We start from the raw sequence: 13,224 nt of genomic DNA on the forward strand, positions 1-13,224 counted from the left end.
GACAGTACGATCATGAGCCTTACCGACCGCCTGCGCGGCGTCTTCGTCGACGCCCTGGAGCTGCCCGAGGGCACCGACGTCGAGAACCTCACCTACCGCGGCATCGAGCAGTGGGACTCCCTCGGTCACATGACCCTGGTCGCCGCCATCGAGGACGAGTTCGACGTCCAGCTCGAGACCGAGCAGGTCATCGACATGAGCAGCTTCAAGGTCGCCCTGGAGATGCTGCGGGGTCTCGGCGTCGATGGCTGAGTTGACCGGCCGGGTGGCCCTGGTCACCGGCGGCACCCGCGGCATCGGCCTCGCCACCGCCCGGGCGCTGGCCGCGGCCGGGGCCACCGTCGTGATCACCGGACGGGACGCCGCCCGGGCCGAGGCGGTCGCCAAGGAGTTCGGCGGCCACGGCCTGGGCCTGGACGTGGCGGACTTCGACGCGGTCGGCGCCGTGGTGAAGCAGGCCGCGGCCGCGCACGGCGGGCTCGACGTGCTGGTCGCCAACGCGGGGATCATGGAGAGCGGCCTGCTCGGCATGCTCCGCGCCAACGATGTGCGGCGCACCCTCGACGTCAACGTCGCCGGTGCCGTCGCCGCCGTCCAGGCGGCCGGTCGGGCGATGGCCCGCAAGCGCCGCGACGCCGACGGCAACGAGCGCAGGGGCGGCTCCGTCGTGCTGCTCGCCTCCGTCGTCGGCACGTACGGCGCGGCCGGCCAGTCGGTCTACGCGGCGTCGAAGGCGGCCCTGGTCGCGCTCGCCCGCTCCGCCGCCCGCGAGCTGGGCCCCCGGGGCATCCGGGTGAACGCCGTCGCCCCCGGGGTGATCCGCACCGACCTCACCGCCGCGCTCCCCGCGGACGTGCTCGACCGGCAGGCGGCCGCGGCCGCCCTGGGTCGGCTGGGCGAGGCCGACGAGGTGGCCGACGTGATCCGCTTCCTCGCCGGGGACGCCGCCCGCTACGTCACGGGTCAGGTGCTCGGCGTCGACGGAGGGCTCGTCCCGTGAACCTGGTCGCGCCGACCGCCCGACTGATCGACGCGGCCTCCGGCGACATCCTCGCCGGTCCCGACCTCGCCGCGCAGGTCGAGCGGCACGCCACCGCGTACGCCGGTTTCCCGCCGGGGGTGGTCTTCGCCCGCAGCGGCGTCTCCGTCCCGGCGGTGCTGCGCTACACCGGCGCGCTGCGGGCCGAGCGGCCCGTGGCGCTGCTGGACCCCGCCCTGGATCCGGCGGTGCTGGCCGACTTCGTCCGGCGCTTCGAGCCGGCCGTGGTGGTCGGCCTCGCCGAGGGTGGCGCGGGCGCGGCGCCCGGCGACCGCCCCAAGGAGTACCGGGAACTCGACGACCCGGTCCTCGGCCCGGTCTGGGTCCGCGAGCGGGCGTCGGCCGACCAGCCGCACCCGGACCTGGCGGTCCTGCTGGCCACCTCCGGCTCCACCGGCGACCCGAAGTTCGTCCGGCTCTCCCGCGGCGCGGTGACCGGCAACGCCGCCGCGATCGCCCGGGCCCTGTCCATCGGCCCGGACGAGATCGCCCCCACCAGCCTGCCGCTCTACTACAGCTTCGGCATGTCGGTGCTCAACAGCCACCTGTCCGCCGGCGCGACGGTGCTGGTGGTCGACGGCGGGGTGCTGGCCCGCGAGTTCTGGCAGGCGGTGCAGACCCACGGGGCGACGTCGCTGGCCGGGGTCCCGTACAACTACGAGATGCTGCACCGGATCCGGTGGAGCCCGGCGAAGTACCCGTCGCTGCGCACCCTCACCCAGGCCGGCGGCAAGCTCCGGGACGAGATGATCCTGGCCTTCCACGAGAAGATCCACGCCGTCGGCGGCCGGTTCCACGTGATGTGGGGCTGCACCGAGGCGGCGCCGCGGATGAGCACGCTGCCGGGCGACGCGCTGCCGGAGCGGGTCGGCTCGGTCGGGCCGGCGCTGGACGGCGGGTCGTTCACCGTGCTGGCCGAGGACGGGCGGGAGACCGACGTCCCGGGCGTGGTGGGCGAGCTGGTCTACCGCGGTCCGAACGTGATGATGGGGTACGCGGAGAGCGCGGCGGACCTCAGCCGGGGCGACGAGCTCGGCGGAGTGCTGCGCACCGGCGACCTCGGGCACCTCGACGAGGACGGGTTCGTCTGGCTGCGTGGCCGGCTCAAGCGCTTCGGCAAGATCTTCGGCATCCGGGTCAACCTGCACGACATCGAGGAGATGGCGCGCGACCAGGGGCCGGTCGTGGCGGTCTCCGGCCCGGACAAGGTGGTGCTCTTCGTGGAGGGCAGCACGCCGGACGAGGGCCGGGCCCTGGCGGGACGGCTGGCCGAGCGGCTCAAGCTGCACCGCTCCGGGTTCGACGTACGCGGTGTGGAGCGGCTGCCCCAGCTGCCCAACGGCAAGATCGACTACCGATCCCTGGAGGCGCAGGTATGACGCTCTTCACCCTCGACCGGGCGGCCCGCGAGGCGCGCCTGCTGCCCGAGCTGGTGGAGCTGACCGAGCACCACCGCGCGAACAGCCCCGAGTACGCCAGGCTGCTGGCCTCGCTGGGCCACCACCCGGGCCGACGCTACGAGCGGGTCGCCGACCTGCCCTGGCTGCCGGTCCGGCTGTTCAAGCACCACATCCTCAAGAGCATCCCCGACGACGACGTGTTCAAGGTGCTCACGTCGTCCGGCACCAGCGGCGACGTCAGCCGGATCTACCTGGACAAGGACGCGGCGGCGGTGCAGCAGAAGATGCTGTCGGCGACGCTGCGTACGGTCATCGGCCCGCAGCGGCTGCCGATGCTGCTGGTCGACACCCGTGCGCTGTTCAAGAACCGCAAGTCGTTCTCGGCCCGGGGCGCGGGCGTGCTCGGCCTGATGAACTTCGGCCGCGACCACACCTTCGTCCTCGACGAGGACGACCAGCCGGACCTGGACGCGGTGCGGGCGTTCCTCGACAAGCACGGCGGCAAGCCCTTCCTGATCTTCGGGTTCACCTTCATGACCTGGCTCTACCTCTACGAGCTGGCCCGGGACAACAAGCTCGACCTGAGCAACGGCATCCTGATCCACAGTGGGGGCTGGAAGAAGCTGGAGGACCGCGCGGTCGACAACGCCGAGTTCCGCCGCCGCTTCACCGAGGACACCGGGCTGACCCGGATCCACAACTTCTACGGCATGGTGGAGCAGATCGGCCTCACCTTCCTGGAGGGGCCGGACGGTGGCGGTCTCTACTGCCCGGACTTCTCCGACGTGATCGTCCGCGATCCGCACACCTGGCAGGAGGTCCCGGTCGGTACGCCGGGCGTGGTCCAGGTGATCAGCACGCTGCCGCGCTCGTACCCCGGGCACCTGCTGCTGACCGAGGACCGGGGCGTCGTGCACGGCGTGGACGACGGGGCCTGGCCCGGCAAGCGGTTCTCCATCCTCGGCCGCCTGCCCCGGGCCGAGGCGCGCGGATGCAGTGACACCTTCGCGGAGGCGGCGTGAGCAGCAAGGTCATCGAGCGGTTCCCCGCCGGGGGCGCCATCGCGGTGGACGACCTCGTCCAGGCGTTGCGGGCGACCCCGGAGGGCGGTCCGCTGACGGTGGGCGACGAGCGGGTCGTGGACTTCCTGGTGGCGTTCGCCCGCCGGCTGCTCCGACCGGCGGTGGCCCGCCGCTATCCGGAACTCGCCTCGCTCGGGTTCTTCCTCCGCCGCGGTGAGATCACCAAGGCGCTGGCCCGGGTCGCGGACGAGCCCGGCCAGCTGCGCTTCCCCCGCGGTCTGGTGTTCCACGTGCCGCCGGCCAACGTCGACACCATCTTCGTCTACTCGTGGGCGCTCTCCGCGCTCGCCGGCAACGCCAACGTCGTGCGGATCTCCTCCCGCTCGGCCGGCGCCGCGGACGCGGTGCTGGAGGCGCTCAACGACACCCTGGCCGAGGCGCACCCCGCGGTGCGGCAGACCCAGCGGATGGTCACCTACGGGCGGGACGACGCGGTCACCGCGGCGCTCTCCGCGGCGGCCGACCTGCGGGTGATCTGGGGTGGCGACCGGTCGGTGTCGGAGATCCGCCGGCATCCGCTGCCGCCGCACGCCCGGGACGTGACGTTCCCGGACCGCTCGTCGTTCACCGTGATCGGCGCGGCCGGCTGGCTGGCCGCGTCCGAGCAGGAACGGGACGCCGGCGCGCTGGGGTTCTACAACGATGCGTACTGGTTCGACCAGGCGGCCTGTGCCTCGCCCCGCACCGTGTACTGGGTGGGCGACGCGGCCCGGACCGAGGCGGCCCGGGCCGACCTGCTGGCCCGGCTGCGCACCGTGCTCGACGGGAAGCGTCCGGACGTCGACGCGGCCATGGCGGTGGAGAAGCGGGTCGCCACCTACGGCCTCGCCCTGGAGGGCGTCGCCACGGCGATCCACTTCGACGGCAACGAGCTGGCGACGGTGGAGCTGAGCGGCCCCGGGGACATTCCCCGGCGCTGGCTGGGCGTGGGCACGTTCCCGCAGGCGCGGGTCGACGCGCTGGAGGAGCTGGCTCCGGTGGTCGTCCGCCGCGACCAGACCCTGACCTACTTCGGCTTCACCGCCGAGGAGCTGACCTCCTTCGCCCGTACCGTCGCCGGGCGGGGGATCGACCGGATCGTCCCGTTGGGCGACGCGCTGGCCTTCGCGGCCACCTGGGACGGGTACGACCTGATGCGGGAGTTCACCCGGATCACCACCGTCACGACCCGCTGAGCACCACAGAAAGAGCCGGTCGGCGCCGTACGGCGCCGACCGGCTCTTTCTACGTGCCGGATGCGGGGGAGGGGGTCAGCTCGGCTCGGCGGTGGCCGACGCCGGGGCGCCGCGCAGCTGCCGCATCGAGGAGAGCGCGGCCAGGCCGGCGGCGAGGACGTCGGCGATGGTGAAGATGAGTCGGGACGCCAGCGCGATGCCCATGGCCGCGCCGATCCCACCGTTGTCGACCAGGAACGGCGCCAGCGCAGCCACCAGCACGGCCTCCCGGACGCCGAGCCCGGACGGCGAGAGGAAGGCGAACATGCCCACCGTCATCGCGATGGCGAAGGACCCCACGCAGCGGAGCAGGCCGCCCACCCCGGGAGCCGCCTGGGCGTTGGCGAGCAGCCACAGGTGTACGCCGAACAGGCCGTAGCCCACGGCGCTCCAGCCCATCACGCGCAGCACGCCCGACCAGGTCAGCCGGTGCTCCAGCGGTGGCCGGCGCAGCAGCTTCAACGCGACCTGGACCAGGGCGGTCAGCACCCGGGGAATCGCACAGATCAGGGCGATCGGAAAGAGCACCGCGACGATCCACAGCGCCACCCGGACCGAGTCGGCGTACGTCTCGTCCGCGCCGGCCGCGGCCTCCCGCAGCGACGGCAGGGCCAGCAGCCCCAGGCCGAGCGCGGTGGTCACGCCCAGGCCGACGGTGACCAGGGTGGCCAGGAAGGCACGGGCCCGGGGCAGCCCGGCCCGCTTGCCCAGCTCGATCTGCAGGACGTACGCCCAGACGCTGCCCGGGATGTACTTGCCGAGCTGACCGACCAGGCAGATCCGCAGCGCGGCGGTGACCGGCAGCTTGTGTTCGAGGTCGTCGACGGCCGCGCGCCAGGCCATCGTGTTGGCCACCATGCCGAGCAGCGCGGCGAGCACCGAGAGGACGACCGACTGCCACGCCAGCCCCAGCCAGGTGGAGCGCACCTGCGGCCACTGGTGCACCACGCTCCACACCATGCCGGCCGCGATGGCGGCGATCACCACCACCCGCACCGTGAGGGAGATCCAGCGCCGCAGGCCGCCGCCGGTCGCCGCGGGTGCGCCGGGGGGTGCCGCGGCGACCGTGTCGCCGTCGTTGCGCGCGACGGTGTTTACCACGGGTTACCTGCCTCTGCGTCGCATTTCACCCGATGTCGGGTGGGGAGGTGGACATGGCAAGGCACTACACTAGCCCAGGCTGTGCGGGGCCACCCCCCTGCCACCCGCGCGTCGGACGCCGTTCGCCCGGCCCTCCGCGGCACTGTTACCGTCTGCTCGCTGCCACCCCCACCCCCAAGGAGAGACGTAGTGATCCCGATTTCCGTCGTCAAGATGGACGAGGCGGCTGAGCAGTTGGTGGTCGAGGTCATCCGGTCCGGCGTGCTCGCGCAGGGACCGATGGTGGCCCGGCTGGAGCAGGACTTCGCCGCCACGGTCGGTGTGGAGCACGCGGTGGCCGTCAACAACGGCACCACCGCGCTGGTGGCGGCGCTGGAGGTGCTGGACCTGCAGCCCGGCGACGAGGTCATCACCAGTCCCTTCACGTTCGTCGCGACCCTCAACGCGATCCTCGAGGCGGGTGCGACCGCGCGCTTCGCCGACATCCGCGAGGACGACTTCTGCATGGACCCGGCCGCGCTCGCCGCCGCCGTCGGCCCGCGGACGAAGGTCGTCATGCCGGTGCACCTCTACGGGCAGCCCGCCGACATGGACGGCATCCTCCCGGTCGTCCAGCAGCACGGCCTGGGCCTGGTCGAGGACACCGCGCAGTCGCTCGGCGCGACCATCGGCGGCCGGGGCGCGGGCAGCTTCGGCCTCGGCACGTTCTCGCTCTACGCGACGAAGAACCTCACCACCGGTGAGGGCGGCATGATCACCACCAACGACGCGGCGCTCGCCGACCGGCTGCGGATCCTGCGCAACCAGGGCATGCGGCAGCGCTACCAGTACGAGGTCGCGGGCCACAACTACCGCCTCACCGACCTTCAGGCGGCCCTCGGCATCCCGCAGCTGGCCGCCTACGGAGAGAACGTCAAGCGGCGCAAGGACAACGCCGCCCGGCTCTCCGCCGGCCTGGCGGACGTGCCCGGCCTGCGGCTGCCGACCGAGCTGCCCGGCCGCTCGCACGTCTGGCACCAGTACACCGTCCTGGTCACCGACGAGGCCGCCGTCAGCCGTGACGAGGTCATCGCCCGCCTGACGGAGCAGGGTGTCGGCTGCGGCATCTACTACCCGAAGACGGTCTACGACTACGACTGCTACCGCGACCACCCCCGGGTCGTCGCGGATCCCGCGCCGGTCACCGACCGGGTGGTGCGTCAGTGCGTCTCGCTGCCCGTCCACCACCACCTCGCCGACGGCGACGTGGAGCGGGTCGTCGAGGCCGTGCGCAAGGCGGTCGGCGCATGACCGCCCCGGTGCGCTTCGCGCTCGTCGGCACCGGCGCGATGGGCTCGCTGCACGCCCGCGTGATCGCCCAGTCGCCCCGTGCCGAGCTGGCCCTGGTGGTCGAGCCCCGGGAGATCATCGGCCGCGAGGTCGCCGACCGGTACGGCGCCGCCTGGGCGCCGGACCTGTCCGACCTCTCCGGTGTCGACGCCGTGGTCATCGCCGCGCCGACCGAGTACCACCACGGGCTGGCCGAGCAGGTGCTCGCCGCCGAGAAGCCGTTGCTCATCGAGAAGCCGGTGTGCGGCAGCCTCACCGAGACCGAGGCGATCGTCGCCGAGGCCGAGAAGCGGGGCCTGCCGCTCCTCTGCGGCCTGCTGGAGCGCTTCAACCCGGCGGTGCTGACGGCGCTGGCCCTCGTGCACCGGCCGGTCCACCTGACGGTCACCCGGCACTCGCCGTACGCGCCCCGGATCCGTACCGGCGTGGCGTGGGACCTGCTGGTGCACGACGTGGACCTGACCATCCAGGTCTTCGGCGGGCAGGAGCCGGTGGCGACGCGAGGCTCGCTGGGCTACTTCCACCCGGACTCGGTGCCGGGCGCGGAGGACGTCGCGGAGGCGGTGCTCAGCTTCGGCAACGGGGCGCTCGCCAACGTGTCGGCCAGCCGGATCGGCCAGCGCAAGGTACGCACCCTGGTGATCAGCGAGGTCGACCGGCTGATCGAGGCGGACCTGATCCGTAAGGACGTGACCATCTACCGGCACGTCTCGCTGGACGCCGCCACGCCGGACGGCCGCGGCTACCGCCAGCAGAGCATCATGGAGGTGCCCGAGCTGATCTCCAACCGGGAGCCGCTCGCCGCCCAGCTCGACCACTTCCTCGACATCCTCGCCGGGCGGATCGACGTCGACGTGGAGCGGCACCGCATCCTGCCGGCGCACCGGGTGGTCGGCGCGCTCCTGGCGGGCGACGCGGGCTGACCGGGCCGCCGCCGGCCCGCGCTCGTGAGCCGGCGGTCGCCGCAGCGCCACCGGGGCGGCCCGGTGCCCGGATCTCCGGGTGCCGGGCCGTTCCGTCTGTCCGCGCCCGTCCCGGGTGTCGTCCCGTGGCCGGCTTGTCGGGTAGGTCGACGGCCGGGCCCGTCGGGTAGGCTGCCGCCCGGACGGGTGCCGGTCGGGCACCCCGTACCCCTCGTTCACGCCGAGACCAAGGACGTGCCGTGCCGAATGTCGACAGCCAGGTGATGGTGCCGGACGGCGTGCGGGAGCGATCCGCCGAGCGCGAGCCGGCCCGGACCGGGCGCCTGAGCGGCCTGGTCGCCGGCCTGCCGGCCTTCCTCACCGACGCGGCCGTCTACGCGTTCGCGCTGTGGACCGTGCTCTACCACGCCGCCTTCCTGTTCGACCTCGCGCCGTCGGTGACCTTCGTGGTCTGGCTGGTCTGCTCGGTGGCGCTCGGCGGGCTCGCCGTGTTCCTGCGGCTGCGGCGTCGCTCGGCCGCCGCGTCGGCCGACGACGACGGGGAGCGCGCCGCCGGTGGCGTGCTCGACCGGCGTTGGCTGCTGCCGACTCTCGCGGCGGCGGTGCTCGCCGCGGTCACCGCGGGCGTCGACCGGGTGTCCTGGTGGGTGCCGGCCGTGGCCGGGCTGGCCGCGGCCACCGGCGCGGTGCTGCTGCTGCGCCGGGCCTGGCTCGCCTCGCCCGCCGGCGGCGCGGTCACGTCCCGGCCGGGAGCGTGGCAGTCCGGGTACGCCCTGGTGATGGCGGGGCTGGTCGGCGTCGCCTCGCTCTTCCTGGCCCGCAACACCCCGGACGACGTGTTCTACGTCGGCAAGTCGGTGTGGGTGGCCGAGCGGGACATCGTCCCGCTGCGCGACTTCCTCTTCACCGAGCAGGTGGCCGCGCCGCTGTCGTCGCAGCCGCCGATCGCCTCGATCGAGGTGCTGGCCGGCGCGCTCGGCCGGGTCTTCGGCATCCACGCCGCCTCGGCCACCTGGTACGTGCTGCTGCCGGTGCTCGCCGTGCTCGCCGTGCTGTCGCTCTGGCGGCTGGTGCAGGCCTGGGCGCCCCGCCGGGCGGCGCTCGCCTTCACCGTGGCGCTGGCGTTCCTCGCCTTCGTCTGCGGCGACGACGCGGCGCTGGGCACCTTCCACCTGCCCCGGCTGTACGAGGGCAAGGGGATGTTCGTCTCGGCGGTGGTGCCCCTGATGTGGGTCTACCTCACCCGCTGGTTCGACTCCGGCTCCCGCCGCGAGCTGGCCAGGATCGTCGCGCTGTCGATCGTGGCGACCGGTCTCACCTCGACCTCGGTGATGATCCTGCCGCTGCTGGTGGGCGCGGCCGGGTTCGGCATGCTGCTGGTCGGCCGGTGGCGGTCCGCCCTGCTCGCCGGGGTGGCCGTCATGACGTACCCGATCGGGTCGGTGATCGTCACCCGGCTCACCATGGGGCCGATGACCTCGGTCATCGCCGGTGCGCAGTTCTTCGACGCGGAGGGCACCTACCGGCGGACCCTGCTGCTCGGCCTGCTCGGGGTGATCTGTGGCCTGGGGCTCTGGTGCGGGCCGTTCCTGGTCCGCCGGGGCACCCCGGCCCTCTTCGCCGCCGGGGCCACGGCCACCATGAGCGTGCTGCTCGTGCCGGGTGTGCTGGAGGCGCTCAGCGCGGGCTCCGGGCTCGCCGCCGTGCTCTGGCGGGTGCCGTGGTTCGTGCCGCTGCCCGCCCTGGTCGGGCTCCTCTGCACGGTGGACGTGCCGGCGCTGCCCCGGGTGGCCGCGCTGCGGGCGGCGGTCGGCGCCGTCCTCGCCGCCGCGCTGGTGGGCGCCTTCGCCTGGGCCGGTACGCCGATGTGGGACACGCGCAGCTTCGTCGAGGTGCACGAGCAGCCGACCTGGAAGCTGCCCCAGCAGCGGCAGAAGATCGACTTCTGGATCTGGCAGCTCGACGACCGCCCGTCCGGCCTGCTGCTCGCGCCGTCGACGCTGATGCGCACCATGCCGATCATCACCAGCGAGGTGCGGGTGGTCATGGCGCGCGACGGCTACCTGGTCGACTACGACATGCAGTCGCAGTTCGCCCAGGACCGGCTCAAGCTCGCCGCGTTCGCGGACGGCAAGGAGCAGATCGCCCCGGTGTCCGAGCTGGCCGCCGCGATGGACCGGCTGGACGTCGGCACGGTCTGCGTCTACAACGGCAACAAGCGGGCCCGGGAGCTGGCTCCCGAGCTGCGCCTGGAGAAGTTCGCCTCGCGCAAGGCCCCCGGCGCGGTGACCTGCTACCGCCGGACCGTCTGAGCGCCGTCCGATACCGCCGCGTCCGGCCCGGGCGCGGCGGTCGGCGGGCCGCGATCTCCCGCCTCGGCGTCACCCCGTCACGGTCCGTCGCGCCGGTGGTCGCACCCGCCCCGGGCGGCCGGGTGCCACGACGACGGGGACGAATGGGAGCAACGGCGTCAGATGACGACACCCCAGCGATACCGGTGTCTTCCCTCACGTTAAGGTCACACCTACGCTGCGGCGAGCGGCTGCGGTTGGCATCGGCGTGGGCCGGTGGGGGACGATGGTGCGACCACCCCAGTCCGGCCGCCCGAGCGGAGCCGTGCCGGGACGCGCCGGTTCAGGCCGGCCACGCCAGTCGTCGATCTCCTAGGGAGCGTACTCGTTGTTCGGCAAGTTGATGGGCCCGGCGGGCGGCGCCGCCCGCGGTGCGCTGGTGGTGCTCTGTTACCTGGTCGCGCTGATCGCCGGTGCCCTGGGCCTGGCCGGCCTCTTCGCGGTGGCGGCCACGCTCGCCGTGCTCGGCGAGTTCGCCATGATGCGCTGGTCGGCGCCCTCGGAGGTGCTGCTGGAGAAGGTCGGCCTCACCCGGGCGTACCGGCAGCTGACCCGGGACCTGGCCGGCGTGCTGCTGGTCGTCTCCGCCGTGCGCCCCGGCGCGACCCCGGTCGTCTGGCTGATGCTGCTGGTCGCCGCGGTCTGGGTGATCGCCATCTTCGCCGGCGCGCTGAACACCATGATCGACCGGCGTAACCCGATCTCCGCGCTGGTCCGCAACATCGAGCTCGGCCCGCTGCGCGCCGCGCCCCGGCCGCCCTCCTGGGCCGCCGGCGTCGCGGGCGAGCGCCTGCCGTTCCTGAACGTCGTGCTGATCCCCGGCGCGGTGGTGGCGGCGGTCACCGACCAGGTCGCCCCCGCGCTCGTCGCGGCCGGGCTCGCCGTGCTGGTCACCGCGGTCGTCGGTCTGGTGGTGGCGGTGACCTGGCTGCGGGGCCGGGGCAGCGGGCAGGGCACCCTGCTGCCGGCGGTGCAGCGATGGCTGGACAGCTACCGCCCGGAGGTCGCCCTCTACTTCGCCGGTCCGGCCAAGGACGTCTACCAGGCCAACATGTGGCTCGCCCCGACCGAGGCGCTGGAGCGTCCGGCGGTGGTGCTGATGCGCAGCCGCGAAGCGTTCCTGGAGCTGGCCGACACCCGGCTGCCGGTGATCTGCGTACCCGCCGGGGTGGACTTCATGAACCTGGAGTTCGGCAGCGTCCGTACCGCGCTCTACGCCGCCAACGTCGGCGCGAACATCCACATGCTCCGCGAGCCCGGCATGAAGCACGTCTTCGTCGGGCACGGCGACAGCGACAAGCAGGCCAGCGTCAACCCGTACAGCAAGGTGTACGACGAGGTCTGGGTGGCCGGCCTGGCCGGGCGGGAGCGGTACGCCCGGGCCGGCGTCGGGGTGCGCGACGAGGACATCGTCGAGATCGGACGGCCCCAGCTCGCCGGCGTGCACACCTTCGGCGCCGAGTCCGTCGAGCGGCCGTTCACGGTGCTCTACGCGCCCACCTGGGAGGGCTGGCTCGACGACGACCCGTACCACACCTCGCTGGTGCTGATGGGGGAGCGGATCGTCAAGGGCCTGCTGGCCAACCGTCCCGCGGTCCGCCTGATCTACAAGCCGCACCCGCTCACCGGCTCCCGGTCGAAGGTGGCCCGGGCCGTGCACGAGCGGGTGGTGGGCCTGATCCGGGCGGCCGGCGGCGATCCCGACGCCTCCTCGCTCGACGGTACGGGGCATCTGGTGGTCACCGGCCGCACGCCGGCGCTGTTCGACTGCTTCAACCAGACCGACCTGCTGATCAGCGACGTGTCCAGCGTGGTCTCCGACTTCGTGCAGAGCCAGCGGCCGTACGTGGTGGCCAACCCGAGCGGTCTGCCGGAGGACGAGTTCCGCCGCAACTTCCCGACCTCGCGGGGGGCGTACCTGCTCTCCACCGACTGCGGCGAGCTGGAGAAGATCCTGGCGCTGACCCGGGCCGGCGACGACCCGATGACCGAGGCGCGGCGGGACCTGAAGACGTACCTGCTCGGGCCGGACGAGCCGAACTCGATGGAGCGGTTCCGGATGGAGATCGGCCGGCTCTGCGGCTGAGCCGACGGGCGCGCGGAAAGGGGGGGAGGGCCGCCGGCCCTCCCCCCTTTCGTCGTCCGGCTCAGCCCTGCTGCGGCGGGTTCTCCACGTCGCGGGAGACGACCTCGCCCTTGGCGTCCACCCAGCCCTTGGGCCGGGCCGGGTTCCCCGCCACCAGCTGGTACGGCGCGACGTCCCTGGTCACCACCGAACCGGCGGCGATCATCGCGTACTCGCCGACCTCGATCCCGCAGACCAGGGTGGCGTTGGCGCCGATCGACGCGCCCCGACGGACCAGGGTCGGGGTGATCGTCCAGTCCGGGTTCTGCGCCCGGGGCCGGAAGTCGTTGGTGAACACCGCGCACGGGCCGACGAAGACCTCGTCCTCGATGGTGACGCCCTGGTAGACCGAGACGTTGTTCTGGATCTTCACCCGGTCGCCGACCGTCACGTGCGCGTCGACGTACACGTTGCGGCCGATGACGCAGCCGGAGCCGACCTGCGCGCTCGACCGGATGTGGGCCAGGTGCCAGACCTTGGTGCCGTCGCCGACCTGGGCGCCCTCCTCGACGTCGGCCGTCGGGTGGACGAAGACGGAGGCGTTCGTGTCAGTCATCTCTACTCGCATCGTCGCAGGGCGCGTCGTCGCGCCGTCGGTGCCGGGCCACCGCGCCGGCGCACCGCCGCGGCCCACCCGGGCGGGACCACCCGGCCGCCCCG

11 protein-coding genes are annotated in these 13,224 nt (G+C 73.3%); 9 read left to right on the top strand and 2 right to left on the bottom strand.

All coding sequences use genetic code 11. From position 1 onward, the window contains the following. Positions 1-12: 12 nt before the first annotated feature. Genes GA0070611_RS01335 through GA0070611_RS01355 form a run of 5 tightly spaced genes read left to right on the top strand, consistent with a single transcriptional unit; the run spans position 13 to position 4,696 of the window. Positions 13-252 carry an acyl carrier protein gene (locus GA0070611_RS01335; RefSeq protein WP_091655993.1) on the top strand — a complete coding sequence of 80 codons (240 nt, stop codon included), beginning with the start codon at positions 13-15 and terminating at the stop codon, positions 250-252. Next, positions 245-1,000 (top strand): SDR family NAD(P)-dependent oxidoreductase, encoded by a 756-nt coding sequence (locus GA0070611_RS01340; protein ID WP_091655995.1) that lies wholly within the window; start codon positions 245-247, stop codon positions 998-1,000. The genes GA0070611_RS01335 and GA0070611_RS01340 overlap by 8 nt, the downstream gene beginning before the upstream one ends. Continuing rightward, positions 997-2,418, top strand: a complete 1,422-nt coding sequence (locus tag GA0070611_RS01345) for an AMP-binding protein (RefSeq protein WP_091655997.1) — start codon at positions 997-999, stop codon at positions 2,416-2,418. Before GA0070611_RS01340 ends, GA0070611_RS01345 begins: the two co-directional genes overlap by 4 nt. Continuing rightward, complete coding sequence (locus tag GA0070611_RS01350) at positions 2,415-3,461, top strand: LuxE/PaaK family acyltransferase (protein ID WP_091655999.1); 1,047 nt, start codon at positions 2,415-2,417, stop codon at positions 3,459-3,461. The genes GA0070611_RS01345 and GA0070611_RS01350 overlap by 4 nt, the downstream gene beginning before the upstream one ends. Continuing rightward, the gene (locus GA0070611_RS01355; protein ID WP_091656002.1) at positions 3,458-4,696 is read left to right on the top strand and encodes an acyl-CoA reductase; all 1,239 of its coding nucleotides are present in this window, start codon (positions 3,458-3,460) and stop codon (positions 4,694-4,696) included. The genes GA0070611_RS01350 and GA0070611_RS01355 overlap by 4 nt, the downstream gene beginning before the upstream one ends. Positions 4,697-4,771: 75 nt before the next feature. Here the strand turns inward: GA0070611_RS01355 and GA0070611_RS01360 are convergent, their stop codons facing one another. Continuing rightward, positions 4,772-5,836 (bottom strand): lysylphosphatidylglycerol synthase transmembrane domain-containing protein, encoded by a 1,065-nt coding sequence (locus GA0070611_RS01360; protein ID WP_091656005.1) that lies wholly within the window; start codon positions 5,834-5,836, stop codon positions 4,772-4,774. A gap of 189 nt (positions 5,837-6,025) precedes the next feature. Between GA0070611_RS01360 and GA0070611_RS01365 the strand changes: the two genes are divergently transcribed. The 4 genes from GA0070611_RS01365 (at position 6,026) to GA0070611_RS01380 (ending at position 12,525) form a co-directional block, all read left to right on the top strand. Further along, positions 6,026-7,126 carry a DegT/DnrJ/EryC1/StrS family aminotransferase gene (locus GA0070611_RS01365; RefSeq protein WP_091656007.1) on the top strand — a complete coding sequence of 367 codons (1,101 nt, stop codon included), beginning with the start codon at positions 6,026-6,028 and terminating at the stop codon, positions 7,124-7,126. Further along, complete coding sequence (locus GA0070611_RS01370) at positions 7,123-8,088, top strand: Gfo/Idh/MocA family protein (protein ID WP_091656010.1); 966 nt, start codon at positions 7,123-7,125, stop codon at positions 8,086-8,088. The genes GA0070611_RS01365 and GA0070611_RS01370 overlap by 4 nt, the downstream gene beginning before the upstream one ends. 239 nt (positions 8,089-8,327) lie before the next feature. Next, positions 8,328-10,400 carry a DUF6077 domain-containing protein gene (locus tag GA0070611_RS01375; RefSeq protein ID WP_091656013.1) on the top strand — a complete coding sequence of 691 codons (2,073 nt, stop codon included), beginning with the start codon at positions 8,328-8,330 and terminating at the stop codon, positions 10,398-10,400. Positions 10,401-10,767: 367 nt separating this feature from the next. After that, positions 10,768-12,525: a CDP-glycerol glycerophosphotransferase family protein gene (locus GA0070611_RS01380; protein WP_197675831.1), complete on the top strand. Its 1,758-nt coding sequence runs from the start codon at positions 10,768-10,770 to the stop codon at positions 12,523-12,525. A 61-nt stretch (positions 12,526-12,586) separates the two neighbouring features. Here GA0070611_RS01380 and GA0070611_RS01385 read toward each other — a convergent pair whose 3' ends face one another. Continuing rightward, entirely contained in the window at positions 12,587-13,120 is a 534-nt protein-coding gene (locus GA0070611_RS01385) for an acyltransferase (RefSeq protein WP_091656017.1), read from the bottom strand. Positions 13,121-13,224: the final 104 nt, after the last annotated feature.

The organism is Micromonospora auratinigra, from assembly GCF_900089595.1.
Lineage (GTDB): Bacteria > Actinomycetota > Actinomycetes > Mycobacteriales > Micromonosporaceae > Micromonospora > Micromonospora auratinigra.

Excerpts from the sequence above, each read along its gene's own strand:
- GA0070611_RS01335 (WP_091655993.1), top strand. The coding sequence starts at position 13 with ATGAGCCTTACCGACCGCCTGCGCGGCGTCTTCGTCGACGCCCTGGAG.
- GA0070611_RS01340 (WP_091655995.1), top strand. The coding sequence starts at position 245 with ATGGCTGAGTTGACCGGCCGGGTGGCCCTGGTCACCGGCGGCACCCGC.
- GA0070611_RS01350 (WP_091655999.1), top strand. The coding sequence starts at position 2,415 with ATGACGCTCTTCACCCTCGACCGGGCGGCCCGCGAGGCGCGCCTGCTG.
- GA0070611_RS01370 (WP_091656010.1), top strand. The coding sequence starts at position 7,123 with ATGACCGCCCCGGTGCGCTTCGCGCTCGTCGGCACCGGCGCGATGGGC.
- GA0070611_RS01385 (WP_091656017.1), bottom strand. The coding sequence starts at position 13,120 with ATGACTGACACGAACGCCTCCGTCTTCGTCCACCCGACGGCCGACGTC.